Raw genomic sequence first — 23,346 nt, forward strand, 5'->3', positions numbered from 1 at the left:
CACTTACTTACCGTGATTGGTATAAAGCGCCCCCTGTTTACGGTATTGGGCCGCAGACAGCAGTGCCATCACGGCGAAGAAGATAGGATCGCTCCAGCCAAAACCGGTAAATATTCCCTTCACGCCGGCATAGGTGGTGATCGCCACTCCCAACAGATTAGTCAGGAGTAACGCCAGTATCAGCTTCTTCGCCACCTTGCCCAGGGCTAACTCCCTAAGTAGCCAAGCCACAAGTGCAATGCCCCCTAAGAAGATGCTCGTATGCTGCGACAGGAAATAAGCATATTGATCCTGTATCTGCACCCCATAGAGAGGCCACACCTGCGACGGTAGGAAAAAAAGCACTATGGCGAACAAGCCGTAAATGGCGCCATGTAGACTCAAGAAAACCTTATTGGTCATCTCAGCACTCCTTAGGCCAGCGGGGCCCGATTGATAGCCGACAGCGGCAGGTTAATATCGAAGATCTGACCGCGTACCTCGTCGACGCCCATCGCCTTGAGGCGGGCGCTATGCATGGCCAGATAGGCACGCGCCGAGGCTTCATCTTCGAAAAGATAGATGCCGCCACCTAACTTATCCTTCTCGCTTTCAGTCCAGATCTTCCAGATCATTCCAGGCTCCTGATTGATGGACTCGGCCAGCCCCACCAACTGCTCGGCCATCTCCTGACCAAAAGGGCCTTCAAATGCAAAATCTACCTGTAACAACTTGCTCATCGTCTCTCTCCAGATGCGGTTTAACTGATTCATTAATGGGATCCCTCCTAAGACGAAGGATCTTGTAAGACTTCTTGACAAACGAACTAGGCGTTTGCCGTCGATGAGTGTCATACTACTCGCAAAATATAGACATTAAAGTTCATAATACTGCGTATTAATGTAGAGAAATTAGACCAATGAAACTCAAGACGACCCTAGATCAGTGGCAGACGCTGCTGGAGATAGATAAGGCGGGTAGCATTCAGGCGGCAGCGCTGTCCCTCAACAAGAGCCACACCACCTTGATCTACGCAGTGAAGAAACTGGAAGCTCAGCTAGACCTGCCGCTGCTGCGCATCGAGGGACGTAAGGCAGTGCTCACCGATCAGGGGAAATCGCTACTTAGGCGGGCGAATGCCATGCTGGAGCAGGCCAGGACCCTCGAGGAGCTCAGCACCCAGCTCGCCAGCGGCTTAGAGTCACAGCTCGTGGTCGCCATAGATCACCTCTGCGACCGCAGCTGGCTGTTTCAGCCAATGAGTGAGTTCTTCGCCCATAACAGTGGCACCTCGGTCAAGGTAGTCGAGACCTCGCTATCGAAAACCACCCAGATGGTGGTGGAGGAGCAGGCTGATATCTCCATCATCAATCTGCCTATCAAAGACTATCCCTCTGAGACCTTCGCCCTGGTCAAGCTTTACCCAGTTGTCGCCAGCCAGCATCCGCTCGCCGTAATTCCCTCGCCGACTACGGCCGATCTGGCCATCAACCGCCAGATAGTGATCCGCGATCTGAGCGACACAAACCAGCAGGATGTCGGCTGGCTAAAGTCCAATCAACGCATCACGGTGGATAATTTCGACCACGCCTGGCAGGCGGTTACTCTTGGGCTCGGCTACTGCCGCATGCCCCACCACATCATTGAGAGATATCGAGACCCAAACGTTAGCGTGCTCAACCTGGAGCATGCCCACAGTTATCAGGTGCCCCTGCATCTGACGCTCCCCAAGGGGGCCAAGACGGGGCCTGCGGCTAAACACCTCTATCAGCTACTGCTGGCTTCGGCCGCCCAGCGAGCGGCGCCTTAGTAGCAAGAAGACCACTCAACGAAAGCCCAGTCTTTAGGGGCAATAAGCGATTACGCTGCTGGAGTTGCAGGTCTAAACAGACAATGTTAGGGTCAGCGCGAATTTTAAACCTTCAAGGAAAGAATATGTTAAAGAAGATCTTAGCCAGTGTTGGCATAGGTAAGGCCAATGTCGATACCATACTACTCGATGAGCAACTGCGCGCCGGAGAGCCCTTTCGCATCGAGGTAGTGATCACAGGCGGAGAGGTGGAGCAGGAACTCAACGGCTTGGAGTTCGCCATCATGGCAGAAGCCAAGGCGGAAAAAAGCGTCGGCGACGACGAGATAAAATACAACAAGAGCCTAGTACTGCAGAGCTGGAAGCCCATGCTGAAGCAGACCATAGCCCCAGGAGAGACCATTACACGCCAGTTTAATCTCAACCTGCATCCCGAGACCCCGGCTACCCGCCTCTTTGGTCAGCGCATCGGTAAGATCTGGCTGCAGACCGGCCTAGATATCAAGAACGGCATAGACGGCAGCGATAAAGACCCATTGACCATCTTACCCTCGCCCACTCAGCTGGCGGTGCTCGAGCTTATTGAGCAGGCAGGCTATCGCCTCTACAAGACAGATATCGAGGCGGGCTATATCCACGCCCACGAGTTCTCTTCGCACCTGCCCTGCTACCAGGAATATGAGTTTAAACCCGAGTCTCACTCCTTCTTCGGCGCCAGAGAGCTGGAAGTCAGCTTCGTCGACAACGGCGAGGAGACAGGCGTGCTGATCGAAGTGGATCGCGCTTTCCTCGGCGACGGATACCGCAGCATCGCCATCCCAAATCACTGCGATACCCTAGAAGCGGTTCGCCCCTACATCGAAGACCTATTGTCATAGTTGTAACTCAGTTGCGGTCACGGCCATTAATCAGCCCCGATCGCAACGATAAAAGTGAGCGCATAGGCAAGCGTCGATATATCGATAAGCATAGATGTGACACTAAATAAACTGTTATCAATTCAATGCTTTTCAGCCATGATAGTGTAACTGCGATTACAGATGAGAAACCGCCCGATATGAATAAGTTGTATTATGTCTACGATCCCATGTGCTCCTGGTGTTGGGGATTCAAACCCATCTGGGAGAAGATAGAGCAAGCGCTATCGGGCGAAATTGAGATAGTTTACCTGCTTGGAGGGCTCGCACCAGATAACGACCAACCTATGCCCATAGCTATGCAACAGCAGATTGCCGCATATTGGCGCAGAATCGAGGCCCTGCTAGGCACAGAGTTTAATCATGAGTTTTGGGCGCTCAATACGCCAAGGCGAGCAACCTACCCCGCCTGCAGGGCCATACTGGCCGCCCGCGCTCAACAAGCCGAAGCCGAGATGCTAACCGCCATACAAGAGGCCTACTATCTGCAGGCTCGTAACCCGAGTGACAATGATGTGTTAATCGACTTAGCCAGTAACCTTGGGCTAGATATGGCGAAATTCGGCGCGGTTCTACTGGATGAGAAGACGCAACAAGCCCTATTGGCCGAAATCCAGTTTGCACGCTCCATCGGCGGCAGTAGCTTCCCCTCCCTGTTTGCGCAGAGCCCTGCTGGCATCACGCCAATCTCCATAGATTACCAGGATGCCGACACCTGTATTGAGCAGATAAAACATGCCCGATAGTGCCAATTAGAGAGAACAACATAAAATGGACTTTATCCCCAAGACACTGCTTTTACTGGCTGTATTGATAACATCTCACTGTCATGCATTTGAGTTTTCTGACCAAGACTCGCGCGTACAGGTCACGCAAATCGGTCAGATAGTGCCTGCCGAAAGTGTCGGCAATTTGGTGGTCATCAAAAACCGACTGACCACAGACACCCGCTCCCTCTGCACGGCTATTCTGATCGCTGAGCAATACTTAATGACTTCAGCCCATTGCGTATTCGACCACTTGGGGGCAACCCCAGCCATGAGTGTTGAATTTTTCCCTCAATTCCTCGGTGAGGGGCAACAAAAACGCTCTAGGGTATTTATCGAGGAGGGGTGGATACACAAGCAGTACATTAAGGAGGACTACAAGGAGGTTCAACAGTTTCCCAATGGTTTGGTATCACTGAATCGTAATACTCACACTAGCGATCTCGCTATCTTAAAAGTCATTAATCCTAATACAGGACAAGGGCTTGGTAAGCGCTTTGGCTATGTGAAGCCAATAAGTGAAAGCGCAATTTCCACTGAAGCCCATCATCTTCCCGTGAGCCTTTTGAGCTACCCCTCGGATAAAGCAGAAAACACACTTTGGTATCAAGATTGTGAGCTAAAGAAAACAAGCTCACTCATAGGTCAATCCAATTGCCGTGTTGCCCCAGGCGCAAGTGGTGCAGGCATGATGATGAAAGATCCCAAAACCAGGAGGCATAGATTAATCGGGGTCTTATCAAGCGCCAAAGAGAACGGTCATATTGGTGAAGCGGTACTCTTTTCAAATGAGGTGATTCAAGACATAGAGCAAATCATTGCTCGGCATCCCGATAAGGTCACTCAGTTTGAGCAAGTGGCATTCAAAACCACGAAGAAAGTCTATATCCATATCGAAAACCGCTGTGATAGAGAGATCATTGCTCAGGCCTATCACCAACCCGAGGGCAGGGATGATTGGGGAGTCATAAAACGTACCATCCCAATAAATAGATCAGCCCTATTTAATGCCATAAACAGTCGAACCTGGTACAGCAATATTCGCGATAAGAATAACACTCCCTACAACGTCGGTAGAGATAAAGCATTCTTGATCAATGGAGAAACTTACTTTTTTAAACAACGTGCCGTCCCATACCTCAACGACAATGGCGGCTTATTCTATGGTGACTATTTCCTTAGAGTGCATTGTTTGTAAGCCAAAACCTATTAAGGATACATTTGCAGTGCTCTCGGCGCTGGCACCTAAACGCAAAATCGCGTAAAATATCGCCGCCTAATGCATAGGCCAAGTATCTGATCACAAAAGCCCTTAGCAAGGAAATGGCTAAGGTTAACCACTTAAGGACGAGTCATGGACCCTATCTCCCAGCTGTTTGCCGCCTATCTAGAAATGGTCAGCAGCAACATTGTCGCCAGCTATGAAGATGCCGCCAATACCCGCCTTGTCAGCCAGCGTCTGGTGTATGAAGACACGGCCATCGGCTTTCAACATCAGCTGTGGCGTATCCGGGATCAGAGCGTCTGCGCCGACATCAAACAAGACGTCACTCAATATGCCTACTGCACCCGCAAGGCCAAGCGCATGTTCAGCAGTCTGTGTCAGCAGCTCTCCAGGCGTGACGATCTCAATCAGCACGGCAGACGCCTGTCGACCATGTACTGTAACGCCTCCCTCAGCTATAAGCCGATGATCGCCCACATAGGCGAGCCAAGCTTGCGCAGCGAGCAGCAACGGGCGCAGAAACGCTGTAATGAGTTGATCCTCAAGGCGATGCAAGACAAAAGCCCAGAGGTGCAGCAGCAAAAGGCAGCCGCCTGCGCCAAGGCTAACGGCTAACCACTCGGCTAACAGCCACGAAAAATCGAGCACAAAAAAGCGAGCGCCAAGGCTCGCTTTTTTAACTCACTATCTGTAACTCACAGTATTAAAGACTAAAGGCCGGCTTTAATTTTACGGGCCTGATGCAACTTCTTGTAGCTCTCGATAAGACGCAGGTGCGGCTCTATCCCTTCCAGCGCCATGCTGGTCTCGGTAAGGCCTGAGAAGCGCACCTCGCCGTTCACCGAACCTACCACCTGAGCCATCACCTCTTCACCAAACATGCGGGTAAAGTTACCGATGAAGTGTTCAAGCTCGAGCTCTTCATCCAGAGTTACCTCGAGTACCGCGCTCATCGCCTGGTAGAAGAGGCCACGCTGCACCGTGTTGTCGTTGAACTGCAAGAAGTCTTCCACCAGCTCCAGCGCCTCTTCGTGTGCGCCCAACGCCAGATAGATGAGGATCTTCAGCTCGATAATGGTTAGCTGTCCCCAGACGGTGTTTTCGTCGAAGACGATGCCGATCAGGGTACGGATATCCGTGTAGTTATCCAGTTGACTCTCTTCCAGACGATTGACCAGATCGGCAAGCTCATCATCGCTCAGTCTGTGCAGGTTGAGGATATCTTCACGATAGTCCAGCGCCTTGTTGGTGTTGTCCCAGATGAGGTCGTCCACCGGATAAACCTCAGAGTAATCAGGCACCAGGATGCGGCAGGCAGACGCGCCAAGTTCTTCAAACTCGGCGACATAGACCTCTTTGCCCAGGCTTTCCAGGATGCCGAACAGCCCCTTGGCCTCCTCCTCGTTGGTGCCGGAGAAGTCCCACTCGCAGAACTCATAGTCCGCCTTGTTACTGAAGAAGCGCCAGGAGATCACCCCGGTCGAGTCGATAAAGTGCTCGACGAAGTTCTCCGGCTCGCTCACCGCCATGCTGTTAAAGGTCGGCTTAGGCACATCGTTAAGACCCTCGAAGCTACGGCCCTGCAAAAGCTCGGTCAGGCTGCGCTCCAGCGCCACCTCGAAGCTTGGGTGCGCACCGAAGGAAGCGAACACGCCGCCAGTCTTAGGATTCATCAGGGTCACACACATCACCGGGAACTGACCGCCCAGGGAAGCGTCTCTCACCACCACGGGGAAGCCTTGCTCCTCGAGTCCCTTGATACCGGCAAGAATACTAGGGTACTTCTCCAGCACGGCCATAGGCACGTCCGGCAGCACTATCTCCTGCTCGATGATCTGACGCTTCACCGCGCGCTCGAAGATCTCCGACAAACACTGTACCTCGGCCTCCTGCAGGTTGTTGCCCGCACTCATACCGTTACTGAGGAACAGGTTCTCAATCAGATTCGAAGGGAAATAGACGGTCTCACCGTCCGAGCGGCGCTTGTAGGGGATGGTACAGATACCGCGCTCAATATTGCCCGAGTTGGTATCGATCAGGTGCGAGCCGCAAAGCTCGCCATCCGGGTTATAGATCTCCAGGCTGTAGTCATCCAGCATGCCTTCAGGCAGCGAGTCGTCATCGGTGAGGGCGAACCACTTCTCGTTGGGGTAGTGCACAAACTCGCTGTTTGCGATATCCAGGCCGAAGAACTGATCGTTGTAGAAAAAGTTACAGTTCAGACGCTCGATAAACTCGCCCAGGGCCGAACAGAGGGCGCTCTCCTTGCTCGCGCCCTTACCATTGGTGAAGCACATGGGCGAGGCCGCGTCACGAATATGCAGCGACCAGACGTTGGGCACTATGTTGCGCCAGGAGGAGATCTCTATCTTCATCCCGAGTCCAGCCAGGATCTCCGTCATGTTGGCGATAGTCTGCTCAAGCGGCAGATCTTTACCCAGAATATAGGTGCTGCTGTCGCCTTCAGGCTGGCCCATCAACATGGCGTTGGCATCGGCGTCCAGGTTTTCTACCGTCTCAATCTTAAATTCTGGGCCTGTCTGCACCACCTTCTTCACTGTACAACGGTCGATGGAGCGCAGGATCCCCTCGCGATCTTTGTCCGAGATATCGTCGGGCAGCTCGACCTGGATCTGGAAGATCTGGTTATAGCGATCTTCCGGGTCGACGATATTGTTCTGAGACAGACGAATATTATCGGTCGAGATATCGCGCGCCTTACAGTAGACCTTTACGAAATAGGCCGCGCACAGGGCCGACGACGCCAGGAAATAATCAAAGGGGCTAGGCGCCGAGCCGTCACCCTTGTAGCGGATGGGCTGATCGGCGGTGACGGTAAAATCGTCGAATTTGGCTTCGAGTCTGAGGTTATCGAGAAAATTAACTTTGATTTCCATGGGGTGGTTTCCACTGCGCACCAAAGCCCTTGGGCCAGCATGCTTTATTTGAAAATGAGACAATTGAGGGGAATTATCGGTGTTTTTGCCCCATTAGTCTTGGGTTAATTACCGAAAAAGGCCAAATGGGCCGAATTAACCACCAGGGCGACGAAGAAGCGGCGCCGCGCCGGTGGTTAATTTAGAGAATAGATCAAATAAGAGAAACAGATGACTAGAGCGGATTAAGGCAGCAGCTGGTTCTTCTGCCCCGTCTTGTGTTCATACATCAGGCTGTCGGCTCGCTCTATGATGCTGTCCACATCGTCGGTCTCGTGCAGCAGCTGGGTGCAGCCGAAGCTCAGGCTCCACTCCTTGCCAGTCTTGCCAAGCCCCATGACGCCATAGGCGGCCTGGATCCGCTCCATAATCTCGCTGGCGCAGCTACCATCACAGTCCACGAAGACGATGAGAAACTCATCGCCGCCGATGCGGGCGGCAAAGTCACCGTCGCGGATCGACATGTTGATCACGCTGGCCACGCCCTTGAGCAGATCGTCTCCCGCCTCATGACCGTGCAGATCATTGGTCTTCTTCAGATCATTCACGTCGATAAAGCTCACCGCCAGCTGCGCCTTTTGACGTCGGCTGCGGCTGATGCTCTTGCCCAGATACTCTATGATGGCGCTGCGGTTATACAGGCCGGTCAGGGCATCGTGACGGGCATCGAAGGTAAGCTTACTAAACAGGCGCTGCTGCTCTATCTGAGAACCGGCCAGCTTGTAGGCCAGGAAGATAAACATGGGCGACACCAACAAGAAGGCGAACAGGGCGCTGTTGTTGAGGTTCTGCTGCGCGGCCTGAATGGTGCTCTCGGGCACAAACATCACCAGGTAGGCGCTCTCCCTATTCACTATGTTAAACAGCGAATGGGGCGCCAACTTGAAGCGACTGAAATAGTACTCGCCATCGTCCGTCACCACCTTGCCCAGCTCCGCCTTTTGCATCTGGCGCCAGGCAGTTGGATACTCGCTATCAAAGCCCAGCTGTTCACGTTCGGGGAACATGAAACGCCACTCCTTGTCGGCCTGCTCTCCCTTGAGATAGAAACCTTTGTGATTCAGCAGATAGACCCTGTCACCCTCATGCACATTCAGATCGTCGATGATCTGCAAAAGGTCTTTACCCTTGTAGTTGATCACCCCGGCGCCGATAAAATCCCCCGCCTTACTGTAGATGGGCGTGGCGAAACGTATGGTGGGCTTGAGGGGCTGCTCCACCTCACCGTGCTCCACGTTGAGATCGAACGGCGAGGCATAGATCTCTTCGGGCTTGAGTCCGGCAAGCTCGCGAAAATAGTAGCGGTCGGCCTTATTCTGCAACGCCTCGTCCGGCACCAGTTGGAGGCTATTATCCCGCTGCTGATCGATGCGGATCACCTCGTCGCCCCTGTCATTGAGCAGGCGGAGCTGATCGTAATGTTTATAAAGATTGCCAATTTGGAACATCAACGAGGTGAGGTACCCCTTAGCCTTAGGGTCTTTCTCCTCCAGGGTCGACACCGCCAACTCGCTGTGAGCGTAATAGGCTAGATCAGTGCCGACGATATTGAGCTCGGCCAGCAGACTCGCCTGCATATTGCCAAGCTCGGCATATTGGCGCATCTCTCGCTCGCGGGAGATGTTGCCGCTGGACATCAGATAGACAATTGCCAGTACGGCAGACAGGAACAGCAGGAGCAGCAGTGAATACACCATGCTCTTCTTGTATTTAGCGTAGGTCAGGTTAACTTCCTGAGGGGCATCTCTATCCATAACGGCGCTATGTTTTACTCATCCAGATTCATTAAGATGGCCAGCCGAGCAGGCCTAATTCCGACACAGTATAAATTACCTTGTCATTCAAAACCTTAACCTTGTTCTAAAAACTGACCCTTTAATTCAGCATCTGCTAATTATACATAAGCATAGGGCAACTGAGCGGACCGCCCTAAAGGCCCAAAATACAAGGCGCCTAAATACAAGGCTCAAACGGATAACGACTCCCCAGGCAACGACTCCACAGGCAAATATAGTAGAGGCGGTCAGACAAGCTATGACTTTTGAGCTATGACTGTCGAGCTATAACAATCGAGCGAGGACAGGCCGACTAATCTTGCTGTTTCTCTGCTTCGGGCTTAACCATAGCTTCGCTGTTAACCTGAGCTTCGCGCTTAACCAGGATAAAGGTGAGATACATCTTGGTCGGCAAGGAGAGTACCATGCCGAAGGCCACACAAACGGCGCTGATGATAATGCCGGTCACTCCCATGGCCTCCATGGTTTCACTAAAGTTATGCAGATAGATCCCCAGCAAAATCAGGCAGAGCCCAATGACGATACAGGTCTTGAGCAGCCGAATCAGCTTAGCATCCGCCTCCTTTTCCTCTGTCACCCCAGCCTCCTGTAACTACATATCTAAACTGCCTAATATACTGACCACTTATTAACCGCCAAGCCATGACGGAGATCAAAGCCTAGGTGAGTGCTGCGCATAATCGAAGGGACCAAAGCAGAGACTGACGCTTACATGCAGGGAGTAATGGCGAGCGAGATTTCCGGCGCAGTCAGCAGCGCGTCCAGCTCATGGGGCTGTGAGTGAAACCAGAAATCCAGCGCCTGGGGCTCAATAAGCAGCGGCATGCGATGATGATAGGGCGCGCAGCTGGCTATCGGCTTGGTGGTAAGGGTTACCAGAGCATGGGTGCCATCAATCTGAGGATAGAGGATCCCCGCCATCAAGAGCGGCTGTCCGTCATGGCCTTGAAACAGATACTTCTGCTTGGCGCCGCCTGCCTGCTGCCACTCATACCAACCGCTACAGGGCACCACAGCCCTATGTTGGGCAAAGGCCTGGGCGAAGGTACGTTTCTGCCTCACCGTCTCGGCCTGGGCATTGATCAGCAGCCGCTTGGCCCAATCAGGCTTAATCCCCCAGCTGGCATCCACCTGCTGCAGCGCGCGGCCGTCCAGCGCTATGGTCCCAAGCTGCTGGGTGGGCCTGAGGTCGTTATTGGTCTCGCGATGAAACTTGATCCCCAGCTGACCCGACACCCAGTCGCACAGGGGATCGCTTATCACATTGAGTCGACCACACATAATCTGTTCCCTCTTCACCAAATGCTTTCAGCCGGTTTATCCCCAACTTGAGTCGAGCCAAATGATTGGCTTGCCCTAAGGAGCATAAAAGATAGGCTTCAAGCTAAAACACTCACGCGGCGCTGTCCAATCTCGCTTTGGACTAGGCTCTTGATACTGAATCTTAGCAGCGCTCTTAACACAGCTCTTCTCTTGACACTGATCTTAGCAGCGCTCTTAACGCCTCTCTTAACATCAAGAGAAAATCTGCTTTGCCATTGCCCTTTCAGCGAAAGGTTCTGACTCAGGATGTGGCGGGCAGATAATCTTCTAACCCACCCTACTCCTATCCTTAAAACCATCCTCAGAAGCTTCATCATTTCCTTCCTCATTGCCTCTTTGCAGCCCCCCTGCATTCGTTCGGCAATACTGGCCACCAAGCCGAGTCCTTAATGACAGCAATGTTAATCTTCTGTGATTAATCACACACTTAGGCTAATGCTTAGGTTTCTTTTCGCCGCGGCTATAGGTATAGTTTTTAACAAAAGTAACCCCTGTTCGTGGCGCATCGAATCTATCACTCAGTCCAACTCGCGCCATGACACCTCAGCTCGGACACGGAAGAGATAATGATAAAACTGATCATTCTTGGCTGTTTTGTGGCATGGATGTTTATTCGCAAGCTCAGCAAGTCTAAACCCGACTCGATTTGGCGACTCAAGCTAAGACGACTCGCCCGCTACCTGATGATAGGCGCCGCCGCCTGGTTTGTGGTGATCGCCTTCGGCTCGGTGAAATATCAGATCTACACAGACAAGACCTTTACCTACAAGAGCAAGGTACAAACCGTGTTTGCCTGGGAAGAGAACCGCCTGCTACCCATCAAGGCACTGGCCAAGCCTGTGCTGCTGTCGCTGGATTATCAAACCAGCTTCCCCATGAGCAAGGCCACAGAGAAATCCCTCAGCCAGCAGTTCCCCTACGCGCCGCGCTTTCAGGGACTAAGCAAATTCTTAGGCACCTTGCTGCTGCTCGTCTGGCTCACCGCTTATCTGTCTCGCCACCGCCATACCGATAAGCGCTGGCAGGAGGCCGTCAGCACAGACACCAAGGCCGGCTACCGCGACTTCTTAACCTGGGCACGCAGCAATCCCCTCAGACGAGCCCACTGCAACGGCTTTATCAAGAAGGCGGATGTCGCCATGCAGTCGATCGATCAGCGTGGGCGCCTGAAACTCGAGATGTACCGCAAGGGCTGGGCCGAGCGAGGACTCAATGCCGAGTTCCTCGACATGCTGCATAAGGTGATCAAGACGGGTCATTCACAGATCAGCGTTAAAGCCACACACATGAGCTGCACCAAACCGGTTAGCGACATAGACATTAATTTGCTCGTCGGCGGCTGGAGCGGCTTAGACCCGCAGTATTTTATGCAGCGTTACTACGCCAATCGCAAGGCGCGCGCCGAGCAGAAGGCCGAGCCCGATGCCTTCGAGGCTCAGCTGCTCAAGACGCCGGAGCACCTGCGCTTCACCTACCCCGAGCCCCAGGTTGCCGGCAGAATCATCGAGAAACAGCTCGCCAGCGTGCTGAACCAGGGCAAGAAGCGCTTCCTTGGCGACGAGCTGGTGCAGTTCACTCCACATAGCGACATAGGGTTTAAACAACCTGAAGTCAGCCTGGAGTTCACTTACATGCAGTCCCTCAACGAACAAAACGGTAAACGCTCATCCGGCGTATGGACTGGCGAACTCAGGCACGAGACCATTACCATGGGAGATACCCAATATTCCGGCGGTAATATTCTCTGGCTGGTCTTTGGCCTGGTCTTCGAATGGCGTCTAGTGATAGACGGCGTCGAGGCGGCCAAGGGAGAATATAAATGCTTCCCAGATGCCAACATCTGTAACGTTAGCCGACCCAGCAAACAGAAGATGCCGGAAAAAGCGGAGATCGAAAAAAATATCTTCGACGTGGTCGCCCTCTCCAACATCAGCTCCCTGTTTGCCCAGATGATGGGCATCAAGGAGGCGCAGATTAACGATCATACGATCGAGTTTAATAATCAGACCGCATTTGAGGTCAAACGCCAGACGGAGACTTCGAACCAACTAGCCCAGAAGCTCGAAGATGCCCTCAGAGGCGAGGCGCTCGATGAGTTGATCAAGAGCAGCGGTGAGGAGCTTTACAAGCAAAACAAAGAGATGGTCGATGCCATGATCCGCGACTATATCGTCAACCACGGTGATACCGATACAGTATTGATGATCATCGACCTACTGGGCGATGCCGCCCCAGAACTGGCCGCAGGACTGCTACAGATCATCGGAGGTTCAGATGAATAAATGGATTTTACCTTGCTGTGCGGCGCTGCTACTGATCCTCGCCCCCGAGGTCGCCCACGCCGATCTGAAACAGAAGATCAAAGATAAGATTGAAGATGGCATCTTCGAGGCCTTCGCCGGTGAACTGGCTCAGCTGCCGGGGCTGTCACACCTGATCGCACAGGTGGAGGCTAATCAATATCAACTGGTGAGCACCAACCAGAATGCCGGCCTGCTGGACCTGGGCCGCAACCCAGATCTCGACAAGGCAACCCTGTCGCGCCAGGCCAATGGCAGCGGGATAGCAATCAGCCGCCGCGCCTATCTGGCACCCGGCACCTATTGGCTCAAGGCCAGCCCTAAGGACAAGAAGAAGCAGGCCATCACCCGCAAAGTCTATGTTCAGGCCAAGCGCCGCAACATTGCGACCCTCACCTTCTGGGAGAAGGGTCGTAAGAGCTTCCCGCTGGAGATAGTGACCCAGCCAACCACGGCCAAAGTCAGGGTGATGAACATAGGTCCCAAATATGAGTTCGGCATGCCACTGGCCGCCGGTGACTACCAGCTAGAGGTCAGCGACAAGGGCTATAAGACCCGCAACCTCAAGGTCAGGCTGGACCACAACCAGAACCAATTCGGCGTCATCCTGCAATCGATCGATGGCAAGGTGGTCACAGCCGACACCAGCAGCGCAGATGATGGCAAGGCAAGCACTAAGGCCTCAGAGCCAGAGCAAAGCAGTCAAACCGCCGCCAACGAGCAGGCAGATGAGAAAACAGAAAAAGCGACAGACAAGGCCAAGAAGAAGCCTTCGACCACGGTAGAGGTGATGGTCTGGGTGCTGATGATCGGTGGCTTTATCTTTTTCTGTTGGCTCACCTACAAGCTGTTCACCTTCATTTTCACCCTGATGGGCGGCGCCTGGCGCAGACTGAGCGCCTAGCGCCTTTTAGTCTAGTCCATAACCACAAAGGGGATAGCCAAATAGGCTACCCCCTTGTTTCTAAATTAAAAACTTTCCTTAGCTATCGGCATCGAACCTGGCCTGGCGCGCCTCGATAATGGTGCACTTGGTCTGCTCCATCAGCTCCCCTAGGGTGATGCCCGGGGTCTCGCGGATCAGGCGCACCAACTTGACAGGCAAGGGTTCTAGCTTATCGGCATGCAGCAACAGACCCGCCTCGAGCTTAGCGATCAGATAGGGCGCCATCGCCGGCTGACACCGCTTAAGCGCCAGGGTAAAGGATTGCACATCCACAGCACCGCCAGTCAGTTGCCAGTTGCGCGAACGCCGCACCCGCTTCAGGCCGCAGCCAAATTCCACCGCCAGGGTCTGCGCCTGAGTCACCTGCTCCCGGCCGATACGGTGGATCAGCGAAGGTAAGGCGATGACGATCGCTTCATTCATGGCGACAAAATCCTCAAGGTATGGGGCGGCGATAGTAAACAGGCAGGCCATTTTTCCAGCCCAGACACAAAAACTCAAGGCGAACGCTCAACCCTGCTTCTCGCGGTTTCGCCTGCCACCTGTTATTTCTTGAGCCCACCAGCACTATTGCCTACAATAGCGCACAACTTTTTTGATGAAGATAACCACTATGACTGACACTAAATCACTACCTGCATTGCCCGATCGCCTATCTGTCAATCCACGTAGCCCACACCATGTGGCCGACTACTTCGAGCACGACATCGGCATTCTCGTTAACGGCAAAGAGCGCTTCAACGTCGAAGAGTATTGCATCAGTGAAGGCTGGGTGAAGATCCCTAGCCCTAAAGCCCTAGACCGTCACGGCCAACCGCTGATGATGACAGTCAAAGGCACCATCGAAGCTTTCTATAAATAAAGCGACAAGCTTAGATAAAGCCGCGACACTAAAGGGAAGCTCAGGCTTCCCTTTTTCACGTCTTCTCTTCCCTCTTCAGCACTATAGGTCTAGCCATATTTGCTAACCTAGCCAATCAGTTAGATTCAGCTTAAATGCCACCTGGCTCACCTCTTGGCCATATCTGTTAATCAACTCTCATTTGCGCCAAGCAAGTTGCATCCACATCACGCTTCTGTAAACACCAGATTGCCTTTGGGTTAATTTTGCCACTTAATATCCATTAGATTTTTCTTATATCTAGTCAAAATTGTCTTAGGCTGGTTTTTATGAAAATAACAATAAAAGCTAAACTAATCATATTAGTAGGTGCTTTACTTGTCGCGGTATCGGGCTTGTTTATCATCAACACCTATATCATCGCGCAAGAAGTCCTTAAGCAGGAACAAAGCAACATCAACCAACAGGTTGAAGCCCTCATCAAACAGAACCTCATCGGCCAAGTCGACACCCTCAGCCGCTCCGTCAACGACTTCTACCAACAGTCCCGAGAAGCCAATATCAAGCAGGCGCTGGGGGATGAGATAAAGATGTTCCGCGATGTTATTAATCGCATGTACGAGAACAACCTCACCGACGATGCCGCCATGATGGTCTACACCTTCCTCAATGAGTATCAATGGGGTAACGGCCGCTACCTGTTTGCCTACAACGCCGACACCCTGGAGAATGAGGCGTCCGGCATGGGCGGCGTCTCCATGGGTAACAGCCGCGATGCCCTGGACGAGAAAGGTAACTACTATGCCCGGGACATAGTCGCCGCTGCCAGAGCCAATCCTATTGGATTTACCAGCTACTTCTTCTCCAATCCATCGACCGGTCAGGTAGAGGAGAAACTCTCGGCCTCCTTCTACTTCGAGCCGCTCAACCTGGTGATCGCCACCGGGGAATATGTCAGCACATTGAAACAAGACAAACTTAACAGCGCGCTGCAGACCGTGCTGGCGGCCAAGTTTGGCGAAGACGGCCACTTCTGGGTACAGGACAGTGACGGCAAGATATTGGCCCACTCGCAGTCATCTCTCATAGGCCAAGTCACGCCAAACGCCGCCAAGGCGAAACAGGCGCTCGGCAACCAAGCGGATGCCTTCGTCGCCTTACCTGTCACCGACCCTAAGACCCACAGCCAAGAGACGCAGATCGCCTATGTCAGAAAGATCCTCCCCGAGTGGGGCTGGGTGGTAGGCACGGGCACCTATGAGTCCAACATCAGCGCCATCGAACAGGGGCTCACCGACGGCACTGAGGCGATATTCAAACAGAAAATTTACCGCAGCATCGCCATTGCCAGCCTGCTTATCATCATCGCCCTGGCGTTTTGCGTATTCCTGCTCAACAAGATCATCGCCGACATGGTGATGCTGAAAAACCGCATCGACACCCTCTCCACCGGCGACGCCGACCTCACCTCCAGGCTGGCCATATCCAGCAAGGATGAACTGGCGGCCATCGGCCACTCGGTTAACAGCTTCATCGGCTACCTGCAGGCCATGATGCTGGAGATCTCCCACGCCTCACAGAAGATCACCCAAGGGATAGGCCAACTCGACAGCCACTCGGAAAACAATCGTCAGGCGCTGAGTAAACACAGCAGCGAGACTGAGCTTGTGGTCACCGCCATCACCCAGATGAATGCCTCGGCAGACGCCGTGGCCCAGAGCGCGGGCAAGATGGCCGCCAGCACGCATCAGGCAAACGAAGAGGCCAAGACCTCGACCCTCACTGTCTCAGATGCCGCCGGCAGCGTCCAGTCACTGGCGAATGAGATGAACTCGGCCAGCCAGAGCATTCACACCATGAGCGAGAACACCAATCAGATCATCTCGGTATTGGGGGTGATCAAGGAGATCGCCGATCAGACCAACCTGCTGGCACTCAATGCCGCCATCGAGGCGGCCCGGGCCGGCGAACAGGGACGCGGCTTTGCCGTAGTGGCCGATGAGGTGCGCTCACTCGCCTCACGCACCCAGTCCTGCACCACACAGATAGAGCAGATCCTCTCCACCCTGAGACGCGACGCCGACACCGCCGAACAACTGATGCTGGAAACCCAAAACAGCTGCCAGCAGGTCACCCAAAATACCGCCCGCGTCACCTCAAACCTGAGCGCCGTCACCGACTCCATCGCCGAGATCAACGACCTAGGCGGCCAGATCGCCAGCGCCTCAGAGCAGCAGAGTGTGGTAACGGCCGAGATCAGCCAAAACATGCACACCATAGAGGCAATGGCCCAGACCCTGCTGCAAAATGGCCAGCAGACACTGGAAAGCACCCAGAGCCTGTCGGCCGCCAATCAACAGCTCAGCGCCATGGTGAGTAAATTCAAGCTAGCCTAGGCTAGTTTCGGCGCCTCTGCTCTGATAGAGGCGCCGACACCTTTAGCCCGCTTAGTTTTACGCGCATTTATCACCGAAAATTCTTGATCCAACACATATCTTTAGCCGTATCACTTTGCTACATTTGGTTATCAAAATGTAAAATCTTGACCTGGCTTGATATAGCTATGCTTATCAAGACGTTAGTTGCCAATACCTTAGTATTAGGAAATGGATTCGAGAGGCTATCGTGACTCGGTTACTCATCACACTCATCTCGCTGACCTTACTGGCCACCACCACGCTCAGCGCCGATTTCAGTGCCAAAACCCTGAGATTCGCCGTAGTGCCAAAATTTTACGGCGCCTTCTTCGACCAGAGTAAGCTTGGCTGCGAAGCCGCCGCAAGACAGCTCAAGGATGTCGAGTGTATCTATCTGGGGCCAGAGATCTCCAGCGTGAGACTGCAAGATAAGGTGATCGAGCAGCTTATCGACCAAGGCATAGACGGCATTGCCGTGGCCATCACCCAATCTAAATTTCTCGCCGAAAACAGTCTCACCAAGGCCAAGGCCGCCGGTATCCCGGTGATCACCTACGACTCAGATTTCGACGCCCCAACCCTGGCAGAGCATCAAGATCTAAGACGCGCCTACATAGGTACCGACAACTTTGCCTTTGGCCTGGCACTGGGTGAGCAACTCAAAAAACTCAGGCCCAATGGCGGCACTCTGATCATCCAAACCGGCCGCCCCGACTCCCCCAATCTCAACCTCAGGATCATGGGCATTCGTAGCGCTCTGTCTGGCAAACGCTACACTACTCCACCGGGCAAGCGGCTGCAGGATGACAACGGCTGGACAGAGATCAGGGAGCCCTTCTCTAACTTCGATCAGCTCAGTCAGGCGGTGAAGCAGATGGAGTCTGTCATGAAAGGCAAGCCCATCAAGGCCGACTCCTTTATCGCCGTAGGTGGCTGGCCGCAAAACGATGAGGCCCTGTATCGCAAGATGATAGCGCCCTATAAAATCAAGCTAAATAACAAAGAGATAGTCGTGATTATCTCAGATGCGGCGCCGCCTCAACTGGCCATGCTGCAAGACCGCCTCGCCCATACCAACATAGGCCAGAGCCCCTATGAGATGGGCCGCCAGGCGATCTTCACCCTGCACAAAATTGTCAGCGACCAGGCCTTCGAGCAAATAGTCTTTACCCCCATCAAACTCTGCACACCGGAAAACGCCGAGACCTGCACCAAGAGCGCCAGCGACTGAGGCTAAGGCTTAGCTAAGCGCTATTCTCATCACGCCCCACCATTCACTAAATTCGACATCTCGCACGAATAAGCAATGACGCGACAGTTTCAGGCAAGCGAAAAAAACGGGGAATGTCCTACCATAATCGATGAACAGACTCATTGTATTTAGGAGGCAGAGATGTCTAAAACCCCAGGTGTCGCCCAGCAAATTTTTGGCGAGTTCGCCCCCAAGCTTGCCCAGTTAACCGACGAGGTACTCTTCGGTCCAGTATGGGGCGGCGATGAGCTATCCCAGCGAGACAGAAGCCTGATCACTGTGGCGGCCCTCATCACCCAGCACAGACCCGACCAATTGCGCTTTCACCTCGCCAAGGCCAGAGAGAATGGTCTTACAGAGCAGGAACTGATTGAAGTGATCACCCAACTGGCGTTCTATGCCGGTTGGCCAAGCTCGATGACGGCAATTCAAGTCGCCCAAGAGGTCTTCGCCGAAGCCTAAACTGATTCGAGAGGCATAATCCACCTCACCTAGGCCAGCGCAAGGCCATAGACAATAAGCCCCATTGCCTTGCCCTGACCGTCTTACGCTGACATGCAAGATCAGCGTAAAGCCAAAACCCACAACGAAATCGCCCCCAAACTCACGTCCAAACTCACGTCCAAACCAAGCCCAAGCCCAAGCCCAAACCCAAACCCAAATCAAGCATTCGGACTTTTAGGCAAGCATGCACGATTTTCGTGTATTCAAGTCGGCGACCAAATTATCGACAATTTAGCCATAGCCAATTTAAACCAATACACAGGAATCGAGATGAAGAAAACGCTAACCGCATTAGCCCTGACGACCCTGATGGGATCGGCAGGCTTAGCCTCTATCGGCGGCACCATCGCCGCCCCATCCGACTATCAAGCAGACCTCTCCCGAGGTGCCAACAATTTCTATCACAGCGAGCAACTCACCATGAAGAAAGTGACCTTTAAGAATCAGTACAAGATGAATGTTACCGGCAATCTCTACCTGCCTGACAATATCAAGCCCGGTGAGAAACGCGCCGCCATCATAGTCGGCCATCCCATGGGCGCGGTCAAAGAGCAGAGCGCCGTGCTCTACGCCCAGCAATTGGCCGAGCGTGGCTTTGTCACCCTGGCGATCGATCTCTCCTTCTGGGGCGAGAGTGAAGGCGAGCCACGCAATGCCGTATTACCCGACATGTATGCCGAGGACTTTAGCGCCGCCGTAGACTTCTTAGGCACCCGCGACTTCGTCGAGCGCGAGCGTATCGGTGTGCTAGGCGTGTGTGGTAGCGGCGGATTCGCCATCAGCGCCGCCAAGATAGACCCTCGCATGAAGGCCATCGCCACAGTAAGCATGTACGACATGGGCGGCTTTAGCCGTCACCTGTATGGCAAGGTGCAAACCCTCGAGCAGCGCAAGCAGATCATCGCCGCAGCGGCCGAGCAACGTTACGTCGAATTTACCGGCGGTGAGACCCAATACACGGGCGGCACACCCCATGAAGTAGATGAAAACTCTCACCCGATCGCCAAAGAGTTTTACGACTTCTATCGCACGCCAAGGGGTGAATACACGCCAGCAGGTTCGTCACCCGAACTGACGACGCACCCAACCTTGAGCAGCAATACCAAGTTTATGAACTTCTATCCCTTTAACGACATCGAGACCATCTCGCCGCGCCCTCTGCTGTTTATTGCTGGCGAGCATGCGCACTCTATCGAGTTTAGCCAGCAAGCCTACGCCCTCGCCGCCGAGCCCAAAGAGCTCTACCTGGTCGAGGACGCCGGCCATGTCGACCTTTACGACAGGGTCGAGCTGATCCCCTTCGACAAGATCAGCACATTCTTCACCAATAACCTTTGATTTAGCACCGGCTATTACGCGAGATTCTGATGCTCAGTTTGACCTCACCTACGCATCAGAATCTCTCATTTATTCAGCCAATTAACGGCTGACAGCCTAAATGGAGTCAAGATGAAAACCATCGGATATGCCGCCGAGTCGGCCCATAGTCCATTACAACCCTATGAATATGACTGCCGCCCCCTCAGAGAAGATGATGTCGCCATCGAGATCCTCTACAGCGGCGTGTGTCACAGCGACCTGCACACGGTCAACAACGACTGGGGCTGGACAATCTTCCCCACAGTGCCCGGCCATGAAATCGTCGGCCGCGTGGTCGAGGTCGGCAGCCAGGTCAGCCGTTATCAGGTTGGCGATCAGGTGGCCGTGGGCTGCATGGTCGACAGTTGCCAGAGCTGCAGCCAGTGCCATAGCGGCGAGGAGCAGTTTTGCGAAGCGGGATTCACCCAAACCTATAACAGCGTCGATCGTCACACCCAGGAGATCACCAAGGGCGGCTTTGCCAAACACATAGTGGTGAGACAGGAGTTTGTACTCAGCATCCCTAAGTCGCTGGATCTCGCCAAGGCGGCCCCCTTGCTGTGCGCCGGGATCACCACCTACTCGCCCCTAAGAACCTGGAACGTCGGCCCCGGCAGCCAGGTGGCCATCATAGGCATGGGCGGCTTAGGTCATATGGCGATTAAACTCGCCGTCGCCATGGGCGCCCATGTAACAGTGATCAGCCGCTCCCAGGATAAACAGGGCGATGCCCTCGACTTGGGTGCCAACGATTTTCTACTCTCCAGCGAGCCAGAAAGCATGGAACTATCGGCCAATCGTTTCGATCTGATACTCGACACTGTGCCGGTAAAACATGACATCACCCCTTACCTGCCGCTGCTCAAGGTAGACGGCACCCTGACCCTAGTCGGCCAGGTAGGCCCCATTGCCGAGGTCAATACCGTGCCTATGGTCATGGGACGCCGCCGTATAGCCGCCTCGCTCATAGGCGGTATCGCGCAGACCCAGGAGATGCTCGACTTCTGCGCCAAGATGAACATTCTGCCGGAAGTGGAGATGATCAAAATGGAGGAGATCAATCAGGCATTTGAACGGCTCGAACGGGCCGACGTGCGTTATCGTTTCGTCATCGACATGCAGGCATCAAGCTTCTAATCCGGCTCGATGGCAATCCAGTTCAGCGAGCCAGCTGAGCAAGCCATCTGAGCAAGCCCACTAACAATTCACCCAAACTAAAAAGGCGCCCATCGGCGCCTTTTTTATCACTTGCTTCATCTTTTCAACTCTCCTCGCGTCAAGCCGCCTCTGCCGCCCGCTCACAAGCTGTGATCGCTTTCGAGCCTGAATGATGTCAACATAGCGGCGATGGCCGCCGCCACTCCCAGAACCACATAGCCGATGCAGATCTGAAACACGCTAAAGCTGCTCGCCGCCAGGCTGGCCACCAGCCCAGGTACAACGGCGCCGGCGTAGGAGATCACGAAGACGCTAGAGAGTAAGCCAGCCCTTTGCTCCACCGTCACCCCTGCCAACAAGACATTAAAGCAGGCCGTGGTCGCCGCCCCTTGGGCTATGCCCACCAGCAGGCTGGCGCACAGGAAAGCCGGCAGCCAGCCATTGTCCAGCGAGACGAGGATCATCAGCGCCGCGCCGATATAGAGCAGCATGCCAAGCAGCACGGCGCGCCTCGGCGTCAGGCCACTGGTGAGATAGCCGCCCATAGGTGTCAGTATCATCACAGAGGAGAAAGCCAGCGCAGCCAGGATGGGGCTGTTAGTGCCGAGCTGCTCGGCCACAATCGAAGGGCCAAAGGCTTGATAGAAGGCGCCCAGCGACCAGGTGGCAACCACCACACCGGCCAGGGTCAGAAACGCCCACTTTCGCTCGGTCGGAAAATAGAGGCGCGGGCGCAGCGAGGCCAACGCACTAGCATATACATCAGCACGCGCCTTGACGCTTTCTGGCGAGAATAAAAACAAGAATAAACAGATAGATAATATAGTAATCAGCAAGATGAAGATCAGCATCCTCGGCATAGGCGCCCAGGTGACCAAGGCCCCGCTTGCAATGGCGCCACTTGAGATACCTATCATGGGAGAGGTACTGGTAATTGCCGCCACCAACCAGGCGGGGCGACCGCGTGAGGTGTCCACCACATAGGCGCCTATGCTGCCGGTGGCGATACCACAGGCAAAGCCTTGCAGCACTCTGGCGGCAAACAGCACAAGGATATGCTGCATATTGAGCAGTAAACAACAGGAGGCTACGGCGCACAGCAGCGCGGTGAGGGCCATGGGCTTACGGCCAACAACATTAGACAGGCGACCAAACACGATAAGCGCAGTGGCGGCAGAAAAAAAATAGCCTAAGGAAACCAGACCAAGATCTGCATTAGAAAGACCATCGTCTAGCCGGTAGCTATTAAATAGCGATATGGGGGCGCCGGCTGTCGCAAACACCAAGATAAAAGCCGTTGCGGCAATCACAAATGCACTGCCCGTTGCTAATCTCATGGTGTACTACTCCAGTTTCCTTAGGCTAAAACTGCAATGATGAAACCTAAAACTTACTCTGCCGCCTCGATCACCACCTCAAGGCTATCTGCCATAGTGAGCGCGCCGAGATCGCCATCGATATGCGCCAGAGTGATCAGCCCGGCGGCGTAGCCAAAGTCGCGATAGAAAATGGCCAGATTTCCCCAGGGGGCGTAGTAGCAGATATCGCCCAATCTGCCTTTGGCCCCCTCGGGAGCCGAGTCGGTGGTCAGCTTACGCGGCAGATAGGCTATCTTCTCCGTTTGGGCATAATCTTTCAGGGTGAGCCGCAGCGGCAACAGGGCATAGAAATCCCGCGCCGTTGGGTTATCGGCCAGGGTGGCGCTCAGGCGCTCGCCCTTAACCACAAGCTGAATCTTCATCGTCATCGCCCGTCTCTGATTATCAAAAGTGTGCTTACCCAAGGCTGGCGCTACCGAAACAGGGTCTGCCAAGGA

At 53.8% G+C, this 23,346-nt stretch carries 22 protein-coding genes; 13 read left to right on the top strand and 9 right to left on the bottom strand.

Annotated elements, in window-relative coordinates:
* Nucleotides 1–3: 3 nt before the first annotated feature.
* Together K0H80_RS15535 and K0H80_RS15540 are read right to left on the bottom strand one after the other, a co-directional pair.
* Entirely contained in the window at nt 4–402 is a 399-nt protein-coding gene (locus K0H80_RS15535; RefSeq protein ID WP_220072161.1) for a hypothetical protein, read from the bottom strand.
* Nucleotides 403–413: 11 nt separating this feature from the next.
* Nucleotides 414–719, bottom strand: coding sequence for a monooxygenase (locus tag K0H80_RS15540; protein WP_220074008.1), 306 nt, complete (start codon nt 717–719; stop codon nt 414–416).
* Nucleotides 720–898: 179 nt separating this feature from the next.
* On the opposite strand from K0H80_RS15540, the gene K0H80_RS15545 reads away from it, so the two are divergent.
* From K0H80_RS15545 to K0H80_RS15565, 5 genes are all read left to right on the top strand, one after another.
* A complete protein-coding gene (locus K0H80_RS15545) occupies nt 899–1,789 on the top strand; it encodes a LysR family transcriptional regulator (RefSeq protein ID WP_220072162.1) in 891 nt (296 codons plus the stop codon).
* Between the two features lie 125 nt (nt 1,790–1,914).
* Nucleotides 1,915–2,667: a sporulation protein gene (locus K0H80_RS15550; RefSeq protein WP_220072163.1), complete on the top strand. Its 753-nt coding sequence runs from the start codon at nt 1,915–1,917 to the stop codon at nt 2,665–2,667.
* A 179-nt stretch (nt 2,668–2,846) separates the two neighbouring features.
* Complete coding sequence (locus K0H80_RS15555) at nt 2,847–3,452, top strand: DsbA family protein (protein WP_220072164.1); 606 nt, start codon at nt 2,847–2,849, stop codon at nt 3,450–3,452.
* A gap of 25 nt (nt 3,453–3,477) precedes the next feature.
* A complete protein-coding gene (locus K0H80_RS15560) occupies nt 3,478–4,671 on the top strand; it encodes a trypsin-like serine peptidase (protein WP_220072165.1) in 1,194 nt (397 codons plus the stop codon).
* Between the two features lie 156 nt (nt 4,672–4,827).
* A complete protein-coding gene (locus tag K0H80_RS15565; protein WP_220072166.1) occupies nt 4,828–5,313 on the top strand; it encodes a hypothetical protein in 486 nt (161 codons plus the stop codon).
* A gap of 95 nt (nt 5,314–5,408) precedes the next feature.
* Here K0H80_RS15565 and K0H80_RS15570 read toward each other — a convergent pair whose 3' ends face one another.
* The 4 genes from K0H80_RS15570 to K0H80_RS15585 form a co-directional block, all read right to left on the bottom strand.
* Entirely contained in the window at nt 5,409–7,595 is a 2,187-nt protein-coding gene (locus K0H80_RS15570) for an OsmC domain/YcaO domain-containing protein (protein WP_220072167.1), read from the bottom strand.
* Nucleotides 7,596–7,819: 224 nt separating this feature from the next.
* Nucleotides 7,820–9,388 carry a sensor domain-containing diguanylate cyclase gene (locus K0H80_RS15575; protein WP_220072168.1) on the bottom strand — a complete coding sequence of 523 codons (1,569 nt, stop codon included), beginning with the start codon at nt 9,386–9,388 and terminating at the stop codon, nt 7,820–7,822.
* A gap of 334 nt (nt 9,389–9,722) precedes the next feature.
* The gene (locus K0H80_RS15580) at nt 9,723–10,007 is read right to left on the bottom strand and encodes a hypothetical protein (RefSeq protein ID WP_220072169.1); all 285 of its coding nucleotides are present in this window, start codon (nt 10,005–10,007) and stop codon (nt 9,723–9,725) included.
* Between the two features lie 131 nt (nt 10,008–10,138).
* Complete coding sequence (locus tag K0H80_RS15585) at nt 10,139–10,711, bottom strand: SOS response-associated peptidase (protein ID WP_220072170.1); 573 nt, start codon at nt 10,709–10,711, stop codon at nt 10,139–10,141.
* A gap of 608 nt (nt 10,712–11,319) precedes the next feature.
* On the opposite strand from K0H80_RS15585, the gene K0H80_RS15590 reads away from it, so the two are divergent.
* On the top strand, nt 11,320–13,035 hold the full coding sequence (locus K0H80_RS15590) for a hypothetical protein (protein ID WP_220072171.1): 1,716 nt from the start codon (nt 11,320–11,322) through the stop codon (nt 13,033–13,035).
* Nucleotides 13,028–13,957, top strand: a complete 930-nt coding sequence (locus K0H80_RS15595) for a hypothetical protein (protein WP_220072172.1) — start codon at nt 13,028–13,030, stop codon at nt 13,955–13,957. The genes K0H80_RS15590 and K0H80_RS15595 overlap by 8 nt, the downstream gene beginning before the upstream one ends.
* Before the next feature lie 78 nt (nt 13,958–14,035).
* Here K0H80_RS15595 and K0H80_RS15600 read toward each other — a convergent pair whose 3' ends face one another.
* Complete coding sequence (locus tag K0H80_RS15600; protein WP_220072173.1) at nt 14,036–14,422, bottom strand: ribosome recycling factor family protein; 387 nt, start codon at nt 14,420–14,422, stop codon at nt 14,036–14,038.
* Between the two features lie 190 nt (nt 14,423–14,612).
* Between K0H80_RS15600 and K0H80_RS15605 the strand changes: the two genes are divergently transcribed.
* From K0H80_RS15605 to K0H80_RS15630, 6 genes are all read left to right on the top strand, one after another.
* A complete protein-coding gene (locus K0H80_RS15605; RefSeq protein WP_011866839.1) occupies nt 14,613–14,861 on the top strand; it encodes a DUF3297 family protein in 249 nt (82 codons plus the stop codon).
* 308 nt (nt 14,862–15,169) lie between these two features.
* Entirely contained in the window at nt 15,170–17,236 is a 2,067-nt protein-coding gene (locus K0H80_RS15610; protein WP_220072174.1) for a methyl-accepting chemotaxis protein, read from the top strand.
* A 229-nt stretch (nt 17,237–17,465) separates the two neighbouring features.
* The gene (locus K0H80_RS15615) at nt 17,466–18,488 is read left to right on the top strand and encodes a substrate-binding domain-containing protein (protein ID WP_220072175.1); all 1,023 of its coding nucleotides are present in this window, start codon (nt 17,466–17,468) and stop codon (nt 18,486–18,488) included.
* A gap of 162 nt (nt 18,489–18,650) precedes the next feature.
* Nucleotides 18,651–18,971 carry a carboxymuconolactone decarboxylase family protein gene (locus K0H80_RS15620; RefSeq protein WP_011866842.1) on the top strand — a complete coding sequence of 107 codons (321 nt, stop codon included), beginning with the start codon at nt 18,651–18,653 and terminating at the stop codon, nt 18,969–18,971.
* Between the two features lie 312 nt (nt 18,972–19,283).
* Entirely contained in the window at nt 19,284–20,351 is a 1,068-nt protein-coding gene (locus K0H80_RS15625) for an alpha/beta hydrolase (protein WP_220072176.1), read from the top strand.
* Between the two features lie 111 nt (nt 20,352–20,462).
* Entirely contained in the window at nt 20,463–21,509 is a 1,047-nt protein-coding gene (locus K0H80_RS15630) for an NAD(P)-dependent alcohol dehydrogenase (RefSeq protein WP_220072177.1), read from the top strand.
* Nucleotides 21,510–21,670: 161 nt separating this feature from the next.
* Here K0H80_RS15630 and K0H80_RS15635 read toward each other — a convergent pair whose 3' ends face one another.
* Entirely contained in the window at nt 21,671–22,867 is a 1,197-nt protein-coding gene (locus tag K0H80_RS15635) for an MFS transporter (RefSeq protein ID WP_220072178.1), read from the bottom strand.
* Nucleotides 22,868–22,920: 53 nt separating this feature from the next.
* Nucleotides 22,921–23,271 (bottom strand): cyclophilin-like fold protein, encoded by a 351-nt coding sequence (locus K0H80_RS15640; protein WP_258406120.1) that lies wholly within the window; start codon nt 23,269–23,271, stop codon nt 22,921–22,923.
* Nucleotides 23,272–23,346 lie beyond the last annotated feature (75 nt).

It is taken from the genome of Shewanella aegiceratis (genome assembly GCF_019457495.1).
Classification (GTDB): Bacteria; Pseudomonadota; Gammaproteobacteria; order Enterobacterales; family Shewanellaceae; genus Shewanella; species Shewanella loihica.

Bases quoted from the DNA above. Each gene is read 5' to 3' on its own strand.
- K0H80_RS15535 (WP_220072161.1), bottom strand. From the start codon at position 402: ATGACCAATAAGGTTTTCTTGAGTCTACATGGCGCCATTTACGGCTTG.
- K0H80_RS15560 (WP_220072165.1), top strand. From the start codon at position 3,478: ATGGACTTTATCCCCAAGACACTGCTTTTACTGGCTGTATTGATAACA.
- K0H80_RS15575 (WP_220072168.1), bottom strand. From the start codon at position 9,388: ATGGATAGAGATGCCCCTCAGGAAGTTAACCTGACCTACGCTAAATAC.
- K0H80_RS15625 (WP_220072176.1), top strand. From the start codon at position 19,284: ATGAAGAAAACGCTAACCGCATTAGCCCTGACGACCCTGATGGGATCG.
- K0H80_RS15550 (WP_220072163.1), top strand. From the start codon at position 1,915: ATGTTAAAGAAGATCTTAGCCAGTGTTGGCATAGGTAAGGCCAATGTC.
- K0H80_RS15585 (WP_220072170.1), bottom strand. From the start codon at position 10,711: ATGTGTGGTCGACTCAATGTGATAAGCGATCCCCTGTGCGACTGGGTG.
- K0H80_RS15640 (WP_258406120.1), bottom strand. From the start codon at position 23,271: ATGAAGATTCAGCTTGTGGTTAAGGGCGAGCGCCTGAGCGCCACCCTG.
- K0H80_RS15620 (WP_011866842.1), top strand. From the start codon at position 18,651: ATGTCTAAAACCCCAGGTGTCGCCCAGCAAATTTTTGGCGAGTTCGCC.
- K0H80_RS15610 (WP_220072174.1), top strand. From the start codon at position 15,170: ATGAAAATAACAATAAAAGCTAAACTAATCATATTAGTAGGTGCTTTA.
- K0H80_RS15590 (WP_220072171.1), top strand. From the start codon at position 11,320: ATGATAAAACTGATCATTCTTGGCTGTTTTGTGGCATGGATGTTTATT.
- K0H80_RS15605 (WP_011866839.1), top strand. From the start codon at position 14,613: ATGACTGACACTAAATCACTACCTGCATTGCCCGATCGCCTATCTGTC.
- K0H80_RS15540 (WP_220074008.1), bottom strand. From the start codon at position 719: ATGAGCAAGTTGTTACAGGTAGATTTTGCATTTGAAGGCCCTTTTGGT.
- K0H80_RS15635 (WP_220072178.1), bottom strand. From the start codon at position 22,867: ATGAGATTAGCAACGGGCAGTGCATTTGTGATTGCCGCAACGGCTTTT.
- K0H80_RS15595 (WP_220072172.1), top strand. From the start codon at position 13,028: ATGAATAAATGGATTTTACCTTGCTGTGCGGCGCTGCTACTGATCCTC.
- K0H80_RS15600 (WP_220072173.1), bottom strand. From the start codon at position 14,422: ATGAATGAAGCGATCGTCATCGCCTTACCTTCGCTGATCCACCGTATC.
- K0H80_RS15545 (WP_220072162.1), top strand. From the start codon at position 899: ATGAAACTCAAGACGACCCTAGATCAGTGGCAGACGCTGCTGGAGATA.
- K0H80_RS15565 (WP_220072166.1), top strand. From the start codon at position 4,828: ATGGACCCTATCTCCCAGCTGTTTGCCGCCTATCTAGAAATGGTCAGC.
- K0H80_RS15630 (WP_220072177.1), top strand. From the start codon at position 20,463: ATGAAAACCATCGGATATGCCGCCGAGTCGGCCCATAGTCCATTACAA.
- K0H80_RS15555 (WP_220072164.1), top strand. From the start codon at position 2,847: ATGAATAAGTTGTATTATGTCTACGATCCCATGTGCTCCTGGTGTTGG.
- K0H80_RS15570 (WP_220072167.1), bottom strand. From the start codon at position 7,595: ATGGAAATCAAAGTTAATTTTCTCGATAACCTCAGACTCGAAGCCAAA.